The following is a 21,938-nucleotide window of genomic DNA, read 5'->3' as shown; positions in this document are numbered from 1 at the left end:
CACTATAATTTCAGGAAAATTACTGTGTACAAACGCATATCGTTCATACTAGGTATTTTGTTGCTAGGATGCAATATTGCTAGCATACCATCAGTAGCGCAGGCTGAAACCTTGGTAGTGCAAGCTAATAACCCAGAATTAAGACAACTCTTAGAAGAGGGTAAGCGGCTAGTAGATGCTGGTGATTTTGATGGGGCGATCGCCGTATACCAACGAGCTGCTAGCCTAGACAATAGAAATGCCAGAATCCATTCTGGTATCGGCTACCTACAAGCTCAACAAGGAAATTTTCAGGCAGCTTTAGCATCATACCGCCGCGCGATCGCGATTAACCCCAATAATAGTGATTTTTACTATGCCGTGGGTTATATCAAAGGCAATATGGGTGATACTCGCGGTGCAAACGAAGCTTACCGCCGCGCCATACAACTCAACAGAGGTAATATTAATGCTTACCTAGGATTAGGTGTTACCCAATCACGGATGGGAGACTATAAAGCAGCTAATTGGGCATTTGAACAAGCCCTTAACTTGAATCGGAACAATCCCCAAACCTATGAATTTATGGCTGTCATGTATAAGCAACGTCGTCTCCCCAAGCAAGCCAGCAACGTATTGCAAAAAGCCCGTGATTTGTATCGGCGCAAGAACGACTTGGATGGTGTAGCTAGAGTAGAAGCTATGTTGCAGGAGTTAGGAGGTTGAAGATTAATCTAATTGCCTTCCTGTGAGTTCGACAAAAATATCTTCTAAATTAGAAGGACGCACCATCATTCCCGTTTTATTTGTTTGTTGATTCAGATAAATGTTTGCTGCTTCCAAAGAAGGGAAAAATAAATATTCCCACCGCCGCACACTATCACTTCCTGCGTCGGTGACATCCAACTGCTTCATCACCAAACCTTCACCATGTAACGAGCGCAATTGTTGTAGCGTTCCCAAAGAAATCAGTTTACCACCATCCATAATCCCGATGCGTCCTGGCTTAACACTACCAAAGGCATCACACAAAAATTCCACCTCATCCATGTAATGAGTAGTTAATAGTATCGTCATTCCTTGCTTATTCAAATCCCGAATAATCTCCCATAGTCGTCGCCGAGTCTGGGGGTCAAGTCCTACTGTTGGTTCATCTAAAAATAAAATTCGCGGTTGATGTAACAAAGCTCTAGCTATTTGTAATCGCCGCTTCATACCCCCAGACAGGGTTTTTACTAAGCTATCGCCTCTAGAAGCTAATTCGACATAATCCAGCCATTGATTAATTAATCGTTGTCGTTGTGGGTTAGCTATATGATGTAGTCTGCCATGTAATTCCATATTTTCCCAAACAGTCAAATCCCCATCAACACTGATTTGCTGCAACACCACCCCAATACTTTGTTTTGCTTGCATGGGTTGACTCACTACATCATATCCTGCTACCTCTATTCGCCCTTGGGATGGCTTTGTGAGTGTTGTCAACATCCGAATTGTAGTTGATTTACCAGCACCGTTAGGGCCGAGGAGAGCAAATATTTCTCCAGACTCAATGGTAAATGACAGGTCATTCACGACGGGAACTTGGTTGTAAAACTTGTAGACGTTTTCTAAAAGAACAGCAGCAGACATGAAGACATTGATTACACAGTTTCATTACATACACTACCATTCATTAGGGAATGGGGAATGGGGAATGGGGAGTAAGCAAAATGCTATTAAAGTTTGTAGTCAGGACTAAAGTGCTGACTACGAATAATAGAAAATAGCTTGACAGAGCCTTACACTAATGGAACAACTTTTGCAACTTAGCTTTCACAATGGACAAATAGCATCTGCTGTTGTCGTGCATCAACTGACGGAATTACCCCAGGCTCTAGCAGCAATGGGTTTGCAAATGGTACGTCCTACTCTAGTAGTTGTGGGGGGTGCAAGTCAGATGTGTGCAGCAACTTTTCTGCAACTTCAACGGTTGTTTATGGAAGTTTTAGCCCCCATAGCAGAAAATTTAGGTGCTTATGTTGTAGATGGGGGTACTGATACAGGAGTGATGCGCTTGATGGGTGAGGCGCGTACTAAAATAGGAGGCAAATTTGTTTTGATTGGTGTAGCACCTTTAAGTAAAGTTGCTCTACCTAATGCTTTAGAACCACCTGCTGATTCATCTCCTCTAGAACCTAACCATAATCATTTTGTGTTAGTTCCTGGTAGTAATTGGGGTGATGAATCTCCTTGGTTAGCTCAAGTAGCAACTGTGTTGGCTAATGGCGCACCTGCGTTAACTATACTGATTAATGGTGGTGAAATTACCTTTGATGACGCACTGCATAGTATCACAAAAGGACGGTTAGTCATTGTCATAGCGGGTAGTGGCAGAACCGCAGATATACTGGCAGATGCTCTGCATGGAGAGATGACAGACACAAGAGCGATGAAGTTAGCTAAATCTGGTATATTGCACTACATTAATTTATTTAACTCAGAAGCAAGATTTGAAAGTTTAGCCGAAATAATTAAGAGTGTGCTTTCTACCTCAGAGTGAAGAATGACCAAAAAATATAGTTATAAAGCATTTTTACAGGATGATTTTGACAAATTATTTGAAATGATGAAATTGAGCGATGTGCAGAAACATTTTTTGCGATCGCGCTGGTTAGATCAATTACTCTGGATGGAAGGTAAAGCCAATCAAGCACGCGATCGCTACTATGCTTTGCGGCTAACAACTATTATTGGTGGGGTAATTCTCCCAGCTTTAATTAGTTTCAATACTACTAATGAAAACGCTAAACGAGTTATTTTTTGGTCAACTTTTGGTATCAGTCAAGTAGTAGCAATGAGTGCTGCGATTGAAGAGTTTTTCCACTACGGAGAACGGTGGCGACACTATCGCCGGACTTGTGAATCTCTCAAAACCCAAGCTTGGCAATTTTCACAATTAAGTGGGGTATATCGTAGTTATACTAATCATGATGAGGCTTTTAATGTATTTGCCGGTCAAATAGAAGATATTATTCAGCGAGATGTGGAAGTTTATTCAACTCAGGTTGTGCAGGATAAAAAAGCGGCAGGAGAGAAACAGGAAAACTTTGTTAGTCTATTGCCCGAAGAAACCGTCAATGATGAAGCTCAATCAGCAGAAAAACAGGAATCATAGCATTATGATTCATAAAAAATACCAATTCTCTACATAAATTATCCTTAACTAATTTGAATTTTGTAGGCGCAAGCCTTGTCGTAGACTATTTTGAATTGATTCATAGTGGCGATGGCTGTAAATGTGCTTTGCGATCGCTGCTTTGCGATTGCCATCGTTTGTTGGGCAAGATAAACATGATGCCCGATTTGATACCTTTGATCAAGGTTTTTGCGCCCCCAAGTACCCGTTCCCAAGTGTCTGTTCTCGGCTGTTGATAGGTATTAGCATGACGGGCTTTGTTAATGTTACGCGTACTATCAATCAAGTTGATCACAGCATCAAAGATAGCTCCTACGATTGGTTTTGTCGTTGCTTTCACTGGTAAAACTATATTTGGGGCATTTTGAATGAGATAGACTAGATGCGAACGCATTTTTTCTTCAGAGATGATGCCTGGTTGATAACTAATCACAATGGATGCAGCTATAGGGTTAATACGGACATTCTTAATCCTAGAATCTGATTCTATTAGTTGCTGAAGTTTATTAGCATACTCAGAATCCTTGCCTAGCCGAGGAATACGAAAACGTATACGTCCTGGAATTACATGGGCAACAGTATAAGATATCTTTGGCGGTGCTGCTGTTTTATTAACTGAGCTTTTAGTATTTTTTTTAGGCTGTTGTCTATGTGGATTGCTAATAGAGTTATTGCCAGAATGAGGCAGTTGTTTAGAAGTCATATTTTTATATTGCAGTTTTAAAAAAGCAGAAAAGACAGCGAAGGTTAAATATCTCGGTGCGACCTCCACTTACCGATCTGCCGTCACTCTAGTATGAAACCTTAATTTGCTGTAACATTTAAACACTACTGAATTTTGTGACCGGAAACCAGCAATATTTGACTACCTGTTATTACACTAAGCACACTAGCTTTTTGCAAAATATCAACAACTTTAGGTGCCATGTTAGGTCACTTCTATTCATGCACTATATTAACTAAGCTACCTGTTTCTATCATCTTACTAACGACAGGTCATAGTCTCATTTACATTATCAACAGAGATATAGGAATCCGCTTTGATTTCTAATATTATCTGCGTATGTAGGCAATAGGCACTCTTGCAATAGGCAATATGAAAGGAGAGGGTAGGGGTGTACTGAGTTTTTTATGTACCAGCGCAGGCTACACCAACAAAAATCAAATAGGAGTCCTATATAGGGACTTCCAGATCAAAAAATATCCAAAATTTAGGGTGCGTCAGTATGAATCATTTCTAGATGTAACTAGATTTTCTCACACTGATACACCCTACTAACTCCGTATCAGGAATTATTGAATTTGTGTTTGGGCTTGTTGATGTTCACGACCAGGAGTAGGAGAAGAAATGGTTGTGCGTTGATATGTATTTTTAATCGCACTCCAATTACTAGCAATTGGCATTCGCCAGCCTGTACCAAAGGCGCGATCAGTGATTTTTAATCCTGGGGGTGCTTGTCGGCGTTTGAATTCTGCCCGCGCTAACATTTGGATGATTCTGTCTACAACTACCGGATCATGACCTGCGGCAACGATTTGACTTACTGATTGGTGTTCATTGATGAGACGTTGTAGAATATCGTCTAAAATTTCGTAGGGGGGTAGGGAATCTTGGTCAACTTGACCGGGTTTGAGTTCGGCGCTCGGTGCTTTGGTGATTACGTTTTGGGGGATGATTTCGCCGTTGTGGTTTAGCCAGTGACATAGTGAGTAAACACGGGTTTTGGGAACATCGGCAATTACTGCTAATCCGCCATTCATGTCGCCGTAGAGGGTGCAGTAACCCACTGCCATTTCTGACTTGTTGCCAGTAGATAATAAGAGATAGCCAAATTTATTAGCGATCGCCATTAATAAGTTACCCCGAATCCGAGATTGAATATTCTCCTCAGCAATCCCAAATTCTGTACCTGCAAACAAATTAGCCAAGCTGTGATCAAAGCCTTGCATTAATTCGCCTATGGGTATGGTTTGCGTTTGTATACCCAAATTTGCTGCTAATGCTAAAGCATCGCTGATGGAATGTTCGGAACTGTAGGGGGAGGGCATCAGTACACCCAAGACATTTTCTTTACCAAGTGCGGCCGTAGCGATCGCTGCTACCAATGAGGAATCTATCCCGCCACTTAAACCCAACACTACTTTAGAAAAACGGCACTTTTGGGCATAATCTCGCACTCCCAAAACTAAAGCGTGCCAAATTTCTTCATCTTCTGATGTGTATACTGAGACTACAGAACCTGATGTTAAATCCCGTTTTGCCTCGTCAAATTCTACTGTGACTAAATCGGTAGTAAAACCACTGGCGCGACACATCACTTCACCTTGACGGTTCAAAGCAAAGCTACAACCGTCAAAAATTAAGTCGTCATTACCACCAACTTGGTTAGTATAAATGATCGGTTGCTGGAAACGCACAGCACTATGTTGCAACATCGCTTCTCGACTGCATTGCTTACCTACTGTATAGGGTGAAGCAGATAAATTGACAATTAAATCCACACCCAAAATTGATAAGTCAGCGATGGGATTAGCTGCATAATGTCGTTTGCCCCAAAACTCTTCATCATTCCATAAATCTTCGCAAATTGTTACGCCGATATCGACATTATCTAGGGTGAAATAGTTAGCTGATAGTCCTGGTTCAAAATAACGATTTTCGTCAAATACGTCGTAGGTTGGTAATAGCCGCTTATGAAAGCATTGCCGGACTTTGCCATTTTCTAACAAAGCAATGCTGTTATATAAGCTTTTACCGCCTGTAATATGAGATTTTAAATTTTGGTCAGCCGTCCCAACTAATACAACTAAATTAGTCGGTAAATCTCTAGCTAATTGCTGCAAAGTAATACTCATAGCTTCTACAAAGCTGGGATTTAATAATAAATCCCTTGGTGGATAACCACATAAAGAAAGCTCTGGTGTTAACAACAGTCGCGCCCCTGTTTCTGCTGCCTGCTGTGCTGCTGCCAGAATTTTTTGGGCATTACCTGACAAATCACCAATTATAGGATTAAGTTGAGCGATCGCAATTTTCATAGTTTAGTTATTAGTCATGAGTAATTAGTTATTAGTGATTCTCTTTTAGAGGATGTTTGAAAAGTCTCTAATGGTGTATCGAATACTTTTAGATCCCCCTAAATCCCCCTTCAAAAGGGAGGGGATCAATAAGTCTCTAAAATCACAGCCAAACCCTTTTCAAACAACCTTTTACACCCCTATACCCCTACTTTTAAATAAATACCAATGGCTTATCCTTAAATGGGGCAAAGGCTTCAGCATCAAATTTATATAAACTGGCTGGACGACCTGCACCTCTTGATACTTTGATGCCTGTATCCAATAAGAAACCTAACTTGAGGAGACGCGCTCGAAAATTAGAATAATCAGAGAAGTTGTCCCCTAAAACTGTGGTGTATAACTGATATAAATCATTCAATGTAAACATTTCCGGCAAAACTTCAAAGGCTACCGGACTATATTCCAATTTATTGCGTAACCTTCTATGCCCATAAGCTAAAATTTCATTATGATCAAAGGATAATTTTGGCACTTGCTTGACTGGATACCAAGCAATCCCAGTCACGCCATCAGCAATTAGTTCTGCTTCTTCAAACCTGACCAGGGCAAAATAACTAACTGATAGATAACGCACACCATAACTACCAGTTGCTTCCCTGGGGTCGCGTTCTGGCCCACCAAAGGTATATAACTGTTCTAAATAAAGATTATTTACCTTGATTTTCTCAGACATAATGCGATAAGCAGCATCTTCTAAAGACTCTCCTTGACGAACTAAAGTACCGGGAAGACTCCATTGATTTAAAAATGGTTCTTGCTGTCGCATTACTAAGAGAACTAGGAGGCGATTCTGTACAGTATCTACAGAGAAAATTACATTATCAACACCAACCTTGAAATCGGCCAAAGGTTGTTGATTTAACGGAGTTGAAATTTTTTTGTGGTTGCGTCCGGGCATTTGTACAAATGCTGTTGATTAATATAAGCAGCAATAGGGGGAATGAGGGCTTCGGTGTTTCCATGTTCACGATAGGCTGTGGAGGAGACATCTAAACCAGTTAAACTAGCGATCGCAATTTTTCCTCCCAGTCCTCGCACAGCTTCTAAGCTAGATTCATCTATCTCATATCCCGGTCGCGGCACAATCAATAGTTGCACTTGCTGTAATAATTCTTCAATTCGATACCAGCGTGGTAGCTGATGCAATAAATCTGAACCAACTACCAAGGTAAACTCTATATCTTCACCCCAACGGGATTTAGCTTTATCCAATGTTTCCAGGGTTCTAAAACTACTTAATTCCTGTTCTAAAGCAATATTCTGTCGAGGTGCTTCTATATCCGTAATCAACAACCGCAGCATCGCCGCCCGATGCGCTAACAGTGTTTGATGGGATTTAAACGGATTATCAGCCGCCCAAACCGCCACCCAATCATAACGTTCAGACAACCACCGCAGAATCTTTTGATGTCCTGCTGTTGGTGGATCGGCGCTAGTACCAAATAAAGCGATTTTTTGCATGGTTAATAGTCAATAGTCATTAGTTAGTAGGCAATAGGTAATAGGCAAAATAGGCAATAGGCAATAGGCAATAGTCATGAGTTTTTTTCCTCTGCTCCCCTGCTCCTTCCCTGTCACTCCTAAAGGGGTTCGCCACTTGCTATATGCCGGGGAACCCGTCCACCGCAGTGGCTCACCTGTCACCTACACCCCTGATCAACTCTGCCAACGTGTGAGAAATTTCCACAGTTAAGGCAATAGGATGATCTAGTTGTCTGGTTTTTTCTGGTAAACTTGCTACCGAAGTGGCTGTACGTTGGCGAATTGCAGCTAAGGTTTCTGGTGGCTGTAGTCGTTGACCTTCTTTAACTACTAATTGCAATAAGGGTTGTTCTGTGGGGAGGGGAGTTTCGGTGATTAATCCCAGTCTGTCTGCTTTGACTTGGCTTCCCGCAAATGACCGAAAAATTTGCTTACGTCCTGGATAGGTGACTTTACCACTGGACTTTTTCATCACGGGGATACCGTCAATTTCTACGAGTTTATAAACTCCGTTCACAGGAGTACCTGTGACTAATTTCGTTCCTAGTCCGTAACCATCTATTTCTGCATCGGCGGCTTTGAGTCTGGCAATTTCCCATTCATCTAAGTCTCCGCTAGCAAAAATTGTCACTCCAGGGAGGAGCGATCGCACTCGTTGTGATAGAATCACCAAGTCTCCAGAGTCCAACCTTACCCCTGTTAATTCCATCTTTCCGGCATTGACTTTTTCCGCTAAATGTGTGGCCGCCGCGACGGTATCGTAAGTATCAATTAACAATGGCGCACCTGGAAAATAACGATGGAATGCAGTGAAGGCTTGTTCTTCACTGCCTGCCATCGCTGACAACGCCATAACCAAGGCGTGAGCCATCGTACCACTAGGTTGTTCCCCTAGCTGTAGCGCCGCTAACACATTGGAAGTAGCATCTAAACCCCCCGCTAAAGCTGCCCGTGCCGCCCATAATGAGGCTTGGGGGCTAAATGCCCGTCTTGTACCAAATTCCAAAAGTCTGGCTTGATCACCTGCGACATCCCGCAGACGTGCTGCCCTGGTAGCTATCAGGGTTTGGTAGTTGAGTGTATTTAATAGATAGGTTTCCACTAATTGCGCTTGCCATAGGGGGGCTTCTACCCGTAATAACGGCTCGTTGGCAAATACAGCCGTCCCTTCTGGTACTGCCCACACATCCCCAGTAAATCGTCCCTCAGCTAGCAATGACCAAAAGCGTTTGCTGGCATGGTTGAAAATCCCTGTTGCCTGTAAGGCGGCTATTTGTTCGGAACTAAAGCGCAGATTTTCCAAATATTCCAATGCTTGCGCCAAACCCATTGCTATTAAATAGCCAAAACCCTCTGGCGATCGCCTGACGAATAACTCAAAGCTAGCCCGCTTTTTTTCCACACCTTCACCCGTGTAACAAGCTGCCATTGTTAACTGGTAAAGGTCTGTCAGCAGACTGTAATCAGCCGCAGAGATGTTTAGTATTGGGTTCTGGTGGCTATCCCGGACTGGGAAAGGTGACATACCAGAGTATCCTTACAAGAGTGGTTGTTTCTATTATGGTAGATTTTACCATAAATAATGTCAAGTGTAAAATAGGTGACAGGGGACAGGGGAGCAGGGGAGTAATAAACAAATGATTGTGTATGGCTTTCTACCGCATCTAACTATTAATTTACTTTTTTTAATAGTTAATTTCATTAAAAATATTTTACAGGGTAAATAAGTTTGTAGTAAGGGCTTTAGCCCTCTCTGCGACACGCTACGCGTTCGCGTAGCTTGCTTAAGAGCAGGGGTACACTACAAACTCCGCACAGTTTGTTGGGTGAACTACCAGCAGTTTGGATCAAAACCCCATTCCCTGTCACCTGTCACCTGTCACCTGTCACCTGTCACCTGTCACCTGTCACCTGTCACCTGTCACCTGTCACCTGTCACCTGTCACCTGTCACCTGTCACCTACCTAACTCAACCCCAACTGCACCCTTAACCTCTCCGGTACATTCAACGCCGTATCCAAACCCCGCACGCCTTCCCATTGTTGCTGTTCACCCCAGGTCATTTGTTCTAGGTTGGCTTCACTTAAGTCTGTATCTTCCAGAATGGCATCGCTGAGATTGGCTTCGCTTAAGTCTGCACCATTGAGCATGGCACCACTGAGATTGCTACCGCTTAAGTTGGCGCTATTAAGGTTGGCGAAACTGAGGTCGGTACCCAACAAAATGGCATCGCTGAGGTCGGCACTACTCAAGTCGGCTTCGCTGAGAATGCTGCCACTTAAATCGGCATCGTTGAGAACTACCCGACTCAGGTCTACGCCACTGAGATCTGCACCCAGAAACATTGCACCGTTGAGTTTAGCGTCGATGAGTTTAGCACCGTTGAGTTTGGCATAACTGAGGTCAGCGGCCATGAGGCTGGCATCTGTAAGGTTGGTACTAAATAAAATTGTGTCGCTGAGGTTAGTACCGTTGAGGATGGCGTGGGATAAGTCTGCACCGCTTAAGTCGGCGCGGCACAGGTCGGCGTGGCTGAGGTTAATATGTTTGAGGTTAGCATCGCTGAGATTAGCGCCAAAAAGAATTGCATTTGTGAGGTTGGTGCGGCAAAGTTGAGTATCTCTGAGATTAGCGCCACTCAAGTCAGCGTGACCCATTTCGGCATCGTTGAGATGGCAACTACTGAGGTCGGCACGGCTGAAGTCGGTACGATACAAAGTAGCACCTGTGAGATTTGCACCTGTGAGGTTGGCGCTGCTCAGGTCGGCACTACTCAAGTCTGCGCCACTGAGGTTAGCGCCACTGAGGTTAGCATCACCCAAGTTTGCCCCGGCTAAGTTAGCATCTTGAAAGTTAGCACCAGTTAAGTTGGCATCACCTAAGTATGCACCGCTCAGGTTTGCACCTTGAAAGTTAGCACCAGTTAAGTTGGCATCACCCAAGTATGCACCTCGAAAGTTAGCGCCTTTGAGAAACTGCCCGACAATATTACTAAAGTTACCAATTTCAATGGCATCGCTATAGTAAATCACCCGCAGCAATTGGGATGTAAAAAAGCTGTCTGTATCTGGTTGGCTGGAGGGATAAAAGTTGATGTGCGATCGCAGTTCGTCTTGTTGTTGGACGTGGCGATGTAATTCTAACAGTAAAATTAGTACGTTCAATCCTGTGTATATATCTACTTGCCTCAGCCCGATCGCCTGATTCTGTGCTAACATTTTCAGCAATTTGCGTTGAGGTAAGTTATCAGTGGGAAGTGCATCAATGAATTCTCCCCGACACCAACGTTCATAAAAGCCTTCTAAACGCTCAAACAGTAGCAGAGGTTGCCATTGGTTGTTAGTGATGAGAAAGTCTATGAGCTTTTGAACAATTTCGGCGCTTAATCCCCCATCGCCTAGTAAATCATAAATTTCTGCATACAGTTGGCGATCGCTTATATTAAACCTGTGATTATCTCCTGGTTTTGTCCATGCTTCTAAACTGGTTTGCAATCTTTGGAGTAATCTTTCTTTCTGTAAGTTACCTTGATAAAGGTTGACATTTTTGTCTCGCCTCTGCACACCATTTTTGAGAGGTACAACTGTTGTTGATACCAAATGTCTTTTTGTTGGTCTATCTTGTGACCTTGTACCTTTAACGTAATTTTGCAATAGCTTCCAAACTTGAGGTAAATTTGACATATTTTGTATCTATTAATACTTATTACTGAATTTAAAGTCAAAAATTTATACCAAATTGCAGAAATTAATTTAGTGATATAGCCGATTAACTCAAAAATAGTGTATAAAATCAAGCAAAGTATTTGATTTTGACAAGACATTGGTAATGATTAACCTACCGTCGGAGAGATTTTTCTCTTGATAAAATTAAATTTTTAACGCGCAAATATGAACATTTTTCCCGAAAAAACATACATTTTTCACAATTTTGGCTAAGATATGATGTCAATGATTCTGCAAGCCTACTAAACTGAGGTCAAAATAATACGTAATGTTTGCTACAAAGTACATAGTTAGGAAAAATACTACAGCAAAACTAGACTAAAAGTCATTATTAAAAATTAATTATTGTGATCAGGGATGAACGGAATGAATAGGCTAATCTTTTATGTCATGTTGCTACATGGTTTATTTTTAGGAATCACAACTGCAAATGCCCAATCAGTGTCTCATAGTGCAGTCAGGAAAACATTACATGACACTCGGACAATAAATGTAACAGATAGTACCAAGCAATTGCATCAGTCCTTAGTGCGGATGCCGAAACAAGTCTGGGTAATTGATCAAAATCAACAGGCACAAAGCCAACCATTCTTTTGGGTGGTGAATGATATCAAACAATCAAGTCAGCAACCATTATTAAAAGTTGGTAAACCTACAGATAAACCAGGAAAGAAACCCAACACCGAAACTAAACCAGAAAAAAAAGATGATTTGGAAGAATTTGATGAAGTAACTAAAGATACGGAAAAATTAGAGGGATTATTTACTGTATATCGCCATAAAGAAAAGAATAAAATTTATCTGGAAGTCAAACCAGAACAACTTAATAAAAATTACTTAGCGACTGCTACCCTGGAATCTGGCATTGGTGAATGGGGGATTTACAGTGGACTGCCATTACAAGACTTTTTGTTTTATTTCAAGAGAGTAGATAAAAACTTATATTTTGTTGTGCGGAATGTGAATTTTCGCACTCGTGAAGGTGATCCCCAAGCGCGATCGCTTGCCCGTTCCTTTAGTGATTCTGTTCTTTACTCTTTGTCGATTAAAAGTATTCATCCAGAACGCAAAACTTTACTGATTGACTTAGGGGACTTACTACTGACAGACTTGTCAGGATTAGCTGTCGGTATAGGCTTGAGCGCCAACACAGAGCAATCATATCTTGGTGATGCTCAAGTTTTTCCGCAAAACTTAGAAGTTGAGTCAGTCTTGAACTTCTCAGGTAGTAGCAACCCTGGAAATCCCATGCTGGGTTTTTTTACAGCCCTAGCTGACAATCGTGGTTTCACTCTCCGGGTTCACTATAGTCTCTCACAACTGCCCAACAACAATTACCGCCCCCGGTTAGCTGACGAACGGGTTGGTTATTTTCTCACTGCCTACCAAGATTTATCGAAAAATGACCGCGATGATCCTTTTGTCCGCTACATTAATCGCTGGCATTTAGAAAAACAAGACCCCAACGCACCCATATCCCGACCGAAAAAACCCATCGTCTTCTGGATTGACAACGCCGTCCCTTTAGAATATCGCGATGCCATTAAAGAAGGGATACTGATGTGGAACAAAGCCTTCCTGAAAGCGGGGTTTCAGGATGCAATCGAAGCGAGGCAAATGCCAGACAATGTAACTTGGCATCCAGCAGATATTCGCTACAATACCATTCGCTGGATCAACACAGTCGATGGTTATTTTGCTATGGGGCCATCCCGCGTTAATCCTTTAACTGGGGAAATTTTAGATGCAGATATCTTAGTCGATGCCAGCTTTGTCCGCTATCTCAAAGGTAACTATCGCCAACTTATCCAACCTAATCAAACCAAGACTCGAACTTCGTTATCAGCATTAATTCGCGATCGCCAACTTTGTAATCGTGGCATAACTACCAAAGATCAAAGCACAACTGAGTCAAATAGCTTTTTACATCGGTTATCTATATTAACTCGCAAATATGATATTTGTTATGGCATGGAAGCAGCTAATAACTTCGCCTTTGGTGCGATGGCGATGTCACTACTACAAGATGCTGTACCTAGCCAAAAACAAGTACAACAATACATCCATCAATATTTACGTTTAATTATTGCCCACGAAGTCGGTCATACTCTGGGTTTACGCCACAACTTCCGGGGTAGCACTTTCCTAACACCGGAAGAAATGAACAATCAGGAGATTACCAGCACTAGAGGTTTGACAACTTCGGTGATGGACTATATTCCCCCCAACATTGCCCCCCAAGGAACAAGGCAGGGAGACTTTTTTCCTAGTATGGTGGGGGTTTACGATAAGTGGGCAATTCAGTATGGTTACACCCCCATTCAGGCTGCAACCCCTAAAGCAGAACAGCCAATGCTGCAAGAAATCGCTAAAAAATCGGAACAACCTGAATTAAGTTACGCCACCGATGAGGATGTCTATGGTCTTGATCCCACGGCTGATGCTTGGGATTATAGTAGTAACGTGCTAGTTTATTCTCAGTGGCAGCTAGACAACTCACGACTCATGTGGGAACGCCTCAACAAACGTTTCCCCTTGGCGGGTGACAGCTACAGCGATGTGAGCGATCGCTTTAATACCATCCTCAGTCATTATGTTCGCAGCATCTTCCACGCTACCAAATATATAGGTGGACAATCTTTTTACCGACTGCAAGCTCAAGACAGAGCATCTAGTAAACAACGATTACCATTTGAATCAGTCCCCATCGAAAAGCAACGGCAGGCATTAAAAACGCTACAAACCTATGTATTTGACGAGAATGCCCTGAATTTTCCCCCAGACTTGCTGAATAAATTAGCACCTTCACGGTGGCTGCACTGGAGTAGTTTTCCTCAAATTGGGCGTTTAGATTATCCCGTTCATGACTTAGTATTGTTCTTGCAGAGTGCAGTCTTGCGGGAATTGCTGGCAGGCGATCGCCTCTCCCAACTCAAGGATCTCGAAATCAAAAGCCCACCAGATAAAGCACTGGCATTACCAGAGCTTTTTGATACTTTACAGGCTGGGATTTGGACGGAGGTACTCCAACCAAAAGGCGGAACCATGAAAATTAGCAGTTTTCGGAGAGGGTTACAAAGGGAATATTTAGACATTTTAATTGGGATGGTATTACGGCGAGAATACGTCCCAGAAGATGCTCGTTCGCTAGCTTGGTATAAACTTAAACAACTGCAAAGTAAACTCCAGCAAGTAAAAACCAGCGACGCATATACGAAAGCCCACCTTTTAGAAACCCGCGATCGCATTGAGAAAGCTTTAAATGCCCCATTGCAGGGTAATTAGTTGGGGATTGGGCATAGGGAATTAGCTCTTTATCATATGCTACTAAATGAGGTAGCAGCGAAGAATATTTCTTTCTGCTACCTCTGCTTATACTTAACTACTTAACGCTTTAATAAAGCGTTGCAAACTCTTGAAGACATTGGGTTTTCTGGCAGGTGCTACAGTGCTATCTGTGGATGTTTGTTGTTGTCCTTGGGTGAGAATGATATCTATTTCATCGCCTGATGGCTTTTTGGGTAGTTCAGCAAATTTTTGCCAAGTGCCGCTATTTTCTACCCACAATTCCCATAATCCAGGGTAGCAACGGAAGACAGCTGTTTCATCATCAACCGGACGCAGGTAATAGCAGGATTCAATCTTGCTGATAAAACGCTGGCGGGTTTGTCTGGCGGCGTAACCGATGCCCACAGTTCCCGGATCTTCTAGACGCGGGTTTAACATGACAAGGGGGCGATCGCCTATGATTTCACAAATTTTTTCTACTTGCGGCACTTCTACAGAAGTAGGGGCGACGAATAAGAAAATTTCATCTTCTGGCTGCACTTTGGATTGGATGGACGCAATTCTTCCTGTCCCAATATCTAAAATTTGAAAGGGGACATCTGCCCAATCACGACGGGCTAAAGCAGATGCACCAGCATCAGCAAAAAAGATTTTTAAGCGAGATTCATATTCAGAAAACAAAGGCAGAAATTGTTCTGCCACAGGCATAAACTTGAGTTCAGGAAACAGTAGCTCAACTTGTAAGCGGGTATAACCATCTGCTAAAGCGGCTTTGGTAGCTTCACGCGCCTGGGCGATCGCATCTTCTAAAGTGTTTGGAAGTTCAGGCATAATTTATGATGTTTATGTTGCACATACTCCTATTGTTTCAGGATTAGCTCTGATTTTCAGCAAGAGTAAAAAGTGCTGATTGGGGCATTGAAAATCTAATCTCCCTCATCTCCCCTGCTCCCCTGCTCCCCTGCTTCCCCAATCCCCAATCTCAATTCTGCCCATTGAGAGTTTGATAGAGAAATAATAATGTACATTCCCAAACTAGACGGGGTTGGACGTAAGTCAGTAGATATTTACGGGTTTGCTCCAACTGATTGATAATTGCTGGTTGCTGCCATTGCTGCCAGTAAGATTGTTGGAGATAATCTACTAGCCACAGTTGAGCTTCTGTATCTAAATCCTGATTGATTTGCTTGGCTAATTCTAAAGCATTGCGGTTAGATTTAGGTGCTTTGATCAAGTCTTGTAGTAATTGGGTAGGGATGGCTTGTAATTGTTCGTAAGCAGCGATCGCACTTCCCGGACTACCAGCTGCTATGCTCAAAATTGCCGGATATTGTAGGATTTCTTGATTGCCTGTTTGGGTGAGTACCTGAGTCAAAGACACTGCATCTAAACGAGAAAAAGCAATCTTTTGACAACGCGACACTAAAGTAGACAACACCGACTCAGGAGAAGGTGCAATTAAAATGATTGTGGCTTTTCCTGGTTCTTCTAAGGTTTTGAGTAAAGCATTGGCTGCTGGTTCTGCCATTGTTTGGGCTTCTTCCAGCACTACTACATTTTTCGGTGCTTCTAGGGGGGGACGACTGAGGAACTCGGTAATTTCCCGAATTTGTTCTAGGCGAATAATTGGCGGCGCTTTGCGTTTCAGTTTCTTTTCTGCGGCTTCGGCGGCTGTGAGTCTTTGTCCTTGGTACTGGTAAGTCGGCTGTACCCATAAGACATCAGGGTGATTGCCTTGACGCAAGCGTTGTTGTAACGATGGAATCAATTGCGCTTCCACAAAGCTAGCAAATAACAACTCGACAAAGCACCGCGCTGCTAAACTTCGTCCTATCCCATCAGCACCGACAAACATATAAGCTGGCGCGACTCGGTTTTGTTTGACAGCCTGAGTCAATAATTCAATGGCTTGCTGTTGTCCTACCAGTGGTGTGAACGGGTTATGAGTCATTTATTTATTATGACAATTGTGTTACACATTCAGGTGTTCACGCACAATTCCCTGGATGATTTGGTGTACAGTTTCCTTACTCAAATTGCCATCAACCCTAATAATTCGTGAAGAAGATGCAGCTAAATCTGCATAACCTTGCTGCACACGACGATGAAAAGCAATTGTTTCTTGTTCAATGCGGTCTAATCCTAATCCATCTTTGCCTTTACGGGCAAATCCTACTTCTACATCTACATCTAACCAGATAGTCAGGTCACTGGTTAACCCACCAGTGGCAATCTGATTTAATTGATGAATTAAAGTCATATCCAAACCCCGACCATAACCTTGGTAGGCAATGGTAGAGTCAATGTAGCGATCGCATAAAATATATTTGCCTGCTGCTAAATTGGGTTTCAGTTCTTGGGCAACGTGTTGCGAGCGATCGGCCGCATATAATAATAATTCTGTCACCTCAGCAATTGGTTGATCCTCCGTCTTCTCTAACAACAGACGGCGCAAATGCCAACCTAACTCCGTTCCCCCAGGTTCACGGGTGATAATTACAGGTATTCCCAAACTTTCTAACCACTTAGCACAAAGCTGCATTTGGCTAGTTTTGCCGCAACCTTCTACCCCTTCAAATACAATAAATCTGCCACCCATGCTATTTTCATGTTTGCCATCGTTTTATCAGTCTACGCGATCGCTGCAAATCTCCCAAAGGTAATTCTAAGGGATGACTATGAACTAATTTTGATTTCTCCACCATTCCATGAGAACAGCACGACATTGCAGACAGGTAAGACGCTGAAGTAAATCACCCACACCTGTGGCGGTTGCTGGGTAAATTGCCCCTACATACTCAGTAGCAACTGGTGGTGTGGGTTGGAGATGAACCACAAAACCGTAAAGTCGTTGGTTAGAAAACGAACTATTCACCGCCCAACCTTCAGTATTTAAGGGTATAACTTGACTGATGGTTGTAGCTTCTATGCCTAGTTCTCTTTGCAGAATTGCTGGTACTACTGCATCCGGCTTTTGTTCTGGGGGGACGCGTCCACCTGGAAAATCTAAAGTCATTTCTCCTAGTCCGGATCTGTAACTTGGAGGTGGCAAAATTAAGTGATGAGATTGAAGTGGTATCATCACAACAGAATCTGCTTTTTCAACGCGCCAGTATTCTAACATTTGCCCTTGATGGTCTTCCAAATGTTCCCCAATCAAAGTCAGCCAATGGGAACGTAATTCTAAAAAACGCTGGTGAATTTTCCAGGCTTGCTGTGATAATGGTTTCATTTGTTAATTAAGTTGGGCTAAAAAATCCAGCATAGCTGTACCCACAATCTGCGGTGATTCAATCATAAAACCATGACCACCACAATCAAGAATCGCTAACTTAGCGTGGGGAATCCCTTGGGCTAATTCCTCAGAAAATTTAATGGGTGTGAGAATATCTTGTTTACTCACTAATACTAATGTAGGACAAAGAATATTGTGCAGACGGTTAGTAGTATCGCAACTAATGATAGCTTGACTTTGAAGATAAATACTATGAGTTTGGGGTGCAAAAGGATAATGTACAGCCCATTCAATCAGCTGTTCTATTATTTCTGAATTTGCATAAAAAGTATCGCTAAAACTCCAGGACAATAAAATCTTTTGATAAAGCCGCTTATCTATATGTTTAGGAAGTTCACCCCAAGTTTCAACTATGCTATTAAATCGCTCATCTCCCTTAGCGAGAGAAGATAGTAGTATCAGACTTTTAACTTTGTGTGGATATGCTAATACTAATTCTTGGGCAATTTGTCCACCCATAGAATGACCAGCAACGTGTACTTTATCAATCCCTAGATATTCAAGTAATGCAGCTGCATCATGGGCTAGTTCTTGAATAGTGTAGGGAATATTTGGTGCGGAACTCCTTCCTACACCTCGGTTATCTAAAAGAATGACTTGATATTGGGAAGTCAACAATGGCAAGATTACCGACCAATAGGAATGATCGCACGTAAAACCGGAGATTAAAAGCAAAGGTTCTCCTTTACCTTTGATATCGTAGAAAAAATCAACTTCGTTTAGCTGTACCTTGGGCATATTCCTCTGTGTCCTCTGTGTCTCTGTAGTTTAAAACTTCTTTATTTAATCACAGAGGAAAGGAATGAATTTATGCAATAATTTTATAGAATATCTGGGTCAATATTTAATTCTCGTAACTTAGCGGCTAGGCGTTCTGCACGTTGCTTTTCCTGTTCAGCACGCTGTTTTTCTTGTTCAGCACGCTGTTTTTCTTGTGCTGCTAATTCTTCCGGTGTCGCCACTAACTCCCCTTGTGCCGTAAAATAGCGTAATTGATTGTTCTGTACACCCAAATATAAATCTAACTGCTGACTCCATAACCAACCTTGGGAATTTGGTTCTATGGATTGGTAATTTCCATCTACTAAATGAAACCCGACAAATTCTAAATTATTAGGGTCAAACCAAAAATACTCCGGTGTGCGAAAAATATCTTGGTAGATTTGTTTTTTTAAACCTTTATCTGTGGATTTTGTAGAAGATGAAAGCAACTCAACAATGATATTGGGATACTTACCGTCTTCTTGCCAGATTACCCAACTTTTGCGGGGTTTTCTTTCGCATCCTCGCACCACAAAAAAATCAGGGCCGCGAAATTCTTCTGATTTAAGTTGACGTTGGCTGTAGTAAATGGTCAGATTTCCCGCAGCATAAAAGTCATTGCGGTTTTGCCACCACAATTCTAAACATTGTAATAACAGAATAATCTGGCGTAGATGTAAATCGCTTTCCAATGGTGGTTCGTGACTTTCAATATTTCCTGGTGGAAATATTATATCTGCTGCTGGTTCTAATTCTTGGGCAACTGGCATGACTTAATTGGGGCTAAAGTTAATCTCGTCTTAGAGGTTGTTTGCAAAGTCCCTGGTGATGTATCAAATACTTTCACCCCCTAAATCCACGCCACTTGCTTCTCTACGAGACGCTACGGGAACAAGCCGGGAAACCCGTTCAACACAGTGGCTCCCCTTAAAAAGGGGGACTTTGATTCTAGTTCCCCTCTTTTTAAGGGGGCTTAGGGGGGATCAACAAGTGTTTAAAAACACAGGCAACCACTTCTCAAACAATCTCTGAGATTGGATGCACAGATGTTATTACTATCATAATCTTGCTGATTGATGATGATTTGCGTAGGCGGAGCATCACCGTAGGCATCGCATTGCATAGGAACATCCTGAAAATGCTTTGGTAGAAGAGTTTCATCAATTACTATAATAATCACTAATCATAGTTAAATTTGGGAGTTAGACTACTACCTCATAAACTTGGGTACTTTCAATTACCCTCTGCTTATCCCAAGCTAAACTCATCTGTATCGGTGATTTTTTCTTACCTATAAAAACTTTCAACTTGTGTGTACACCGTAGCCTTACAGGGGAGCCAGTGCGTTGGGCGGGTTTCCCGACTAGCAATCTGTATTAGACTTTTCCGGCTAAGTCATGCTGGCGTAGTTGCTTACAGTTATAGAAACCAAATATTAGCCAAAATGTCAGGATAAATGCTGTTAATAGCAAAACTGGGATAGGTCCAAACTTGGCAATCAAAGGCGGTGCGGCAGCAGTAAATAAGCCTCCACCAACGATGGGTTCAAATAGCAATTGTTTGTAAGCAAAACTCTCAAAAGCACCAGAACGGTTATCTGGGTCTACCATTCGCAATAGTAACAATCCTGTGGAAGTGACACCCATTGATTGTCCCATATCACCAATGCCACGTTCAAACCAATAAAAAGGTAAAAGACGGGGACTTAAAAATATAAAAGCGCAGACATTCCAGGCTATGCCAGCAATTGACAAAACGAGGAAAGGCGCGAGATTATCACCCAGTACCGAAAGAGAAATGGTTGCTAATGCTGTGACAATTGTGACATCTAATGCTAACCCGCCAATGCGCTCCATCAGGGGACGACTAATTAAGTAGGTGCGTCCTGTGCGTATCAGTATATACTGTACAATTATGCCACCAATCAAAGCAATGGGGAATAACGGCACGTAAGTCATCAATTGCAATCCACCTCTACCCCATGTTATGGATTCAATCCAGCGCAAGGCTTCTAAAATTAGCCAACCGAAGGCGATCGCTAGTCCCACAAAACCAAAATGGAGAGATAATGGATCAATCAGTAATTCCCGAAATAAATTTTCTCTGGCGACTTTAATACTAGGGTGTTCTTCTGGGGCATGACTATCTGTATTTCCTGACTCAGCTAAGGGTTCACGGCTAATTTGAATGCGTCCTGTGCTTCTTCCCCACTGAATCAAAATTGTCCCTGCAATCACTCCCGAAACCAGCCCCACCGTTGCCAAAGCTAGAGATAAATCAGCACCAGCGACAAATCCTAATTCTGTAAAAGTTGGTGCCATGCCGGCGGCTGTGCCGTGTCCCCCTTCAAAGGCGATTTCAATTAAACAGGCGGCAATCGGCGGTAAACCAAAAATCGGCGTTAATACGGTGATTCCTAGTAGCAATCCTACTACATATTGACCCCAGGCGATCGTTTGACCAAAAGCTACTTGTGGCGCAGCTTTCCGCCAAAATTCCTGTAACCCTGGCACATACTGTCCGAGAAATATAGTAGCAAAGACGATGTTAATAAAAATGCTAGGAGACTGTGACCATACAGCCTGGATATTTTCTGGGAATATGCCTTTAACTAGGGGAGATGCTGGATTGATAGCTTTGACAACAGCACCAAGCGCACCACCTCCCAGCAATAAAGCAATTATACCAGCAACAACGGAACTGGGGATGTAGAGCGATCGCAAGAACCACAAGCGTTGTCTAATCCACCGCCCCACCAGGATTAATATAGCCAGAAGAATATAAGCCCAAAATACGTCTATGAGTTTGAACATAGTGTTTTTTGCAGGTTGTCGTTAGCAGTAGGAGCAAATTGCAGACATACGCTAACTCTTGATTATGCCATTTTGAATACTACTAAGTAGCTCAGTGTTAAAAATTATCGCTATGGCAAGGCAGGAGGCAGGAGGCAGGAGGCAGGAGGGAAGAGGGTTTGAGCCTAGTTTATTTTTCTTAACATAGTTGTGTTTTTTCCCACCGACTGACATAGTTTTACAGAGGTTAGAGGTTAGGCAAAAACACAAACCTATTTTGTGAAGTTTTTAGCTATCTTAGATGGTAACTTTATTTCCTTCGTGCTTTAATAGACTCTTTTAACTGCAATCATAAC

General features: G+C 42.4%; 19 protein-coding genes. 4 read left to right on the top strand and 15 right to left on the bottom strand.

Going from position 1 to position 21,938, the window contains the following annotated elements; genetic code table 11:
* Positions 1 to 24 precede the first annotated feature (24 nt).
* Positions 25 to 705, top strand: a complete 681-nt coding sequence (locus NOS7524_RS19575; RefSeq protein ID WP_015140219.1) for a tetratricopeptide repeat protein — start codon at positions 25 to 27, stop codon at positions 703 to 705.
* Between the two features lie 3 nt (positions 706 to 708).
* On the opposite strand, the gene NOS7524_RS19570 is transcribed toward NOS7524_RS19575, so the two are convergent.
* Complete coding sequence (locus NOS7524_RS19570) at positions 709 to 1,611, bottom strand: ABC transporter ATP-binding protein (RefSeq protein WP_015140218.1); 903 nt, start codon at positions 1,609 to 1,611, stop codon at positions 709 to 711.
* 157 nt (positions 1,612 to 1,768) lie between these two features.
* On the opposite strand from NOS7524_RS19570, the gene NOS7524_RS19565 reads away from it, so the two are divergent.
* Both NOS7524_RS19565 and NOS7524_RS19560 read left to right on the top strand, forming a co-directional pair.
* Positions 1,769 to 2,521, top strand: coding sequence for a hypothetical protein (locus NOS7524_RS19565; protein ID WP_015140217.1), 753 nt, complete (start codon positions 1,769 to 1,771; stop codon positions 2,519 to 2,521).
* A 3-nt stretch (positions 2,522 to 2,524) separates the two neighbouring features.
* The gene (locus tag NOS7524_RS19560) at positions 2,525 to 3,136 is read left to right on the top strand and encodes a DUF4231 domain-containing protein (RefSeq protein ID WP_015140216.1); all 612 of its coding nucleotides are present in this window, start codon (positions 2,525 to 2,527) and stop codon (positions 3,134 to 3,136) included.
* Between the two features lie 100 nt (positions 3,137 to 3,236).
* Here the strand turns inward: NOS7524_RS19560 and NOS7524_RS19555 are convergent, their stop codons facing one another.
* The 6 genes from NOS7524_RS19555 to NOS7524_RS19530 form a co-directional block, all read right to left on the bottom strand.
* A complete protein-coding gene (locus tag NOS7524_RS19555) occupies positions 3,237 to 3,860 on the bottom strand; it encodes an HMA2 domain-containing protein (RefSeq protein ID WP_015140215.1) in 624 nt (207 codons plus the stop codon).
* Between the two features lie 590 nt (positions 3,861 to 4,450).
* Positions 4,451 to 6,196 (bottom strand): NAD+ synthase, encoded by a 1,746-nt coding sequence (locus NOS7524_RS19550; protein ID WP_015140214.1) that lies wholly within the window; start codon positions 6,194 to 6,196, stop codon positions 4,451 to 4,453.
* A gap of 193 nt (positions 6,197 to 6,389) precedes the next feature.
* Positions 6,390 to 7,136, bottom strand: coding sequence for an NUDIX hydrolase (locus NOS7524_RS19545; RefSeq protein WP_015140213.1), 747 nt, complete (start codon positions 7,134 to 7,136; stop codon positions 6,390 to 6,392).
* Positions 7,097 to 7,699, bottom strand: a complete 603-nt coding sequence (locus tag NOS7524_RS19540; RefSeq protein WP_015140212.1) for a nicotinate-nucleotide adenylyltransferase — start codon at positions 7,697 to 7,699, stop codon at positions 7,097 to 7,099. Before NOS7524_RS19540 ends, NOS7524_RS19545 begins: the two co-directional genes overlap by 40 nt.
* A gap of 172 nt (positions 7,700 to 7,871) precedes the next feature.
* A complete protein-coding gene (locus NOS7524_RS19535; protein WP_015140211.1) occupies positions 7,872 to 9,245 on the bottom strand; it encodes a nicotinate phosphoribosyltransferase in 1,374 nt (457 codons plus the stop codon).
* 439 nt (positions 9,246 to 9,684) lie between these two features.
* On the bottom strand, positions 9,685 to 11,403 hold the full coding sequence (locus NOS7524_RS19530) for a pentapeptide repeat-containing protein (RefSeq protein ID WP_015140210.1): 1,719 nt from the start codon (positions 11,401 to 11,403) through the stop codon (positions 9,685 to 9,687).
* A gap of 408 nt (positions 11,404 to 11,811) precedes the next feature.
* Here NOS7524_RS19530 and NOS7524_RS19525 point away from each other — a divergent pair, with 408 nt between their 5' ends.
* Positions 11,812 to 14,730, top strand: a complete 2,919-nt coding sequence (locus tag NOS7524_RS19525; protein ID WP_015140209.1) for a zinc-dependent metalloprotease — start codon at positions 11,812 to 11,814, stop codon at positions 14,728 to 14,730.
* A 93-nt stretch (positions 14,731 to 14,823) separates the two neighbouring features.
* Here NOS7524_RS19525 and NOS7524_RS19520 read toward each other — a convergent pair whose 3' ends face one another.
* From NOS7524_RS19520 to NOS7524_RS19490, 8 genes are all read right to left on the bottom strand, one after another.
* Entirely contained in the window at positions 14,824 to 15,564 is a 741-nt protein-coding gene (locus NOS7524_RS19520; protein WP_015140208.1) for a DUF1995 family protein, read from the bottom strand.
* Between the two features lie 151 nt (positions 15,565 to 15,715).
* Complete coding sequence (locus NOS7524_RS19515) at positions 15,716 to 16,684, bottom strand: DNA polymerase III subunit delta' (protein WP_015140207.1); 969 nt, start codon at positions 16,682 to 16,684, stop codon at positions 15,716 to 15,718.
* A gap of 21 nt (positions 16,685 to 16,705) precedes the next feature.
* Complete coding sequence (tmk, locus tag NOS7524_RS19510) at positions 16,706 to 17,332, bottom strand: dTMP kinase (RefSeq protein WP_015140206.1); 627 nt, start codon at positions 17,330 to 17,332, stop codon at positions 16,706 to 16,708.
* Positions 17,333 to 17,416: 84 nt separating this feature from the next.
* On the bottom strand, positions 17,417 to 17,965 hold the full coding sequence (locus NOS7524_RS19505) for a hypothetical protein (protein ID WP_015140205.1): 549 nt from the start codon (positions 17,963 to 17,965) through the stop codon (positions 17,417 to 17,419).
* 3 nt (positions 17,966 to 17,968) lie between these two features.
* Positions 17,969 to 18,766: an alpha/beta fold hydrolase gene (locus tag NOS7524_RS19500; RefSeq protein WP_015140204.1), complete on the bottom strand. Its 798-nt coding sequence runs from the start codon at positions 18,764 to 18,766 to the stop codon at positions 17,969 to 17,971.
* A gap of 83 nt (positions 18,767 to 18,849) precedes the next feature.
* Positions 18,850 to 19,560 carry a Uma2 family endonuclease gene (locus tag NOS7524_RS19495; RefSeq protein WP_015140203.1) on the bottom strand — a complete coding sequence of 237 codons (711 nt, stop codon included), beginning with the start codon at positions 19,558 to 19,560 and terminating at the stop codon, positions 18,850 to 18,852.
* 224 nt (positions 19,561 to 19,784) lie between these two features.
* Complete coding sequence (locus NOS7524_RS29600) at positions 19,785 to 19,970, bottom strand: hypothetical protein (RefSeq protein ID WP_144050892.1); 186 nt, start codon at positions 19,968 to 19,970, stop codon at positions 19,785 to 19,787.
* Between the two features lie 196 nt (positions 19,971 to 20,166).
* On the bottom strand, positions 20,167 to 21,603 hold the full coding sequence (locus tag NOS7524_RS19490) for a sodium/glutamate symporter (protein ID WP_015140202.1): 1,437 nt from the start codon (positions 21,601 to 21,603) through the stop codon (positions 20,167 to 20,169).
* Between the last annotated feature and the right edge of the window lie 335 nt (positions 21,604 to 21,938).

This window comes from Nostoc sp. PCC 7524, from assembly GCF_000316645.1.
Classification (GTDB): Bacteria; Cyanobacteriota; Cyanobacteriia; order Cyanobacteriales; family Nostocaceae; genus Trichormus.
This window is presented reverse-complemented; position numbering and strand designations above follow the sequence as displayed.

Coding starts and splice junctions, on each gene's coding strand:
- NOS7524_RS19570 (WP_015140218.1), bottom strand. CDS start 1,611: ATGTCTGCTGCTGTTCTTTTAGAAAACGTCTACAAGTTTTACAACCAA.
- NOS7524_RS19565 (WP_015140217.1), top strand. CDS start 1,769: ATGGAACAACTTTTGCAACTTAGCTTTCACAATGGACAAATAGCATCT.
- NOS7524_RS19560 (WP_015140216.1), top strand. CDS start 2,525: ATGACCAAAAAATATAGTTATAAAGCATTTTTACAGGATGATTTTGAC.
- NOS7524_RS19555 (WP_015140215.1), bottom strand. CDS start 3,860: ATGACTTCTAAACAACTGCCTCATTCTGGCAATAACTCTATTAGCAAT.
- NOS7524_RS19550 (WP_015140214.1), bottom strand. CDS start 6,196: ATGAAAATTGCGATCGCTCAACTTAATCCTATAATTGGTGATTTGTCA.
- NOS7524_RS19545 (WP_015140213.1), bottom strand. CDS start 7,136: ATGCCCGGACGCAACCACAAAAAAATTTCAACTCCGTTAAATCAACAA.
- NOS7524_RS19540 (WP_015140212.1), bottom strand. CDS start 7,699: ATGCAAAAAATCGCTTTATTTGGTACTAGCGCCGATCCACCAACAGCA.
- NOS7524_RS19535 (WP_015140211.1), bottom strand. CDS start 9,245: ATGTCACCTTTCCCAGTCCGGGATAGCCACCAGAACCCAATACTAAAC.
- NOS7524_RS19530 (WP_015140210.1), bottom strand. CDS start 11,403: ATGTCAAATTTACCTCAAGTTTGGAAGCTATTGCAAAATTACGTTAAA.
- NOS7524_RS19525 (WP_015140209.1), top strand. CDS start 11,812: ATGAATAGGCTAATCTTTTATGTCATGTTGCTACATGGTTTATTTTTA.
- NOS7524_RS19520 (WP_015140208.1), bottom strand. CDS start 15,564: ATGCCTGAACTTCCAAACACTTTAGAAGATGCGATCGCCCAGGCGCGT.
- NOS7524_RS19515 (WP_015140207.1), bottom strand. CDS start 16,684: ATGACTCATAACCCGTTCACACCACTGGTAGGACAACAGCAAGCCATT.
- tmk (WP_015140206.1), bottom strand. CDS start 17,332: ATGGGTGGCAGATTTATTGTATTTGAAGGGGTAGAAGGTTGCGGCAAA.
- NOS7524_RS19505 (WP_015140205.1), bottom strand. CDS start 17,965: ATGAAACCATTATCACAGCAAGCCTGGAAAATTCACCAGCGTTTTTTA.
- NOS7524_RS19500 (WP_015140204.1), bottom strand. CDS start 18,766: ATGCCCAAGGTACAGCTAAACGAAGTTGATTTTTTCTACGATATCAAA.
- NOS7524_RS19495 (WP_015140203.1), bottom strand. CDS start 19,560: ATGCCAGTTGCCCAAGAATTAGAACCAGCAGCAGATATAATATTTCCA.
- NOS7524_RS19490 (WP_015140202.1), bottom strand. CDS start 21,603: ATGTTCAAACTCATAGACGTATTTTGGGCTTATATTCTTCTGGCTATA.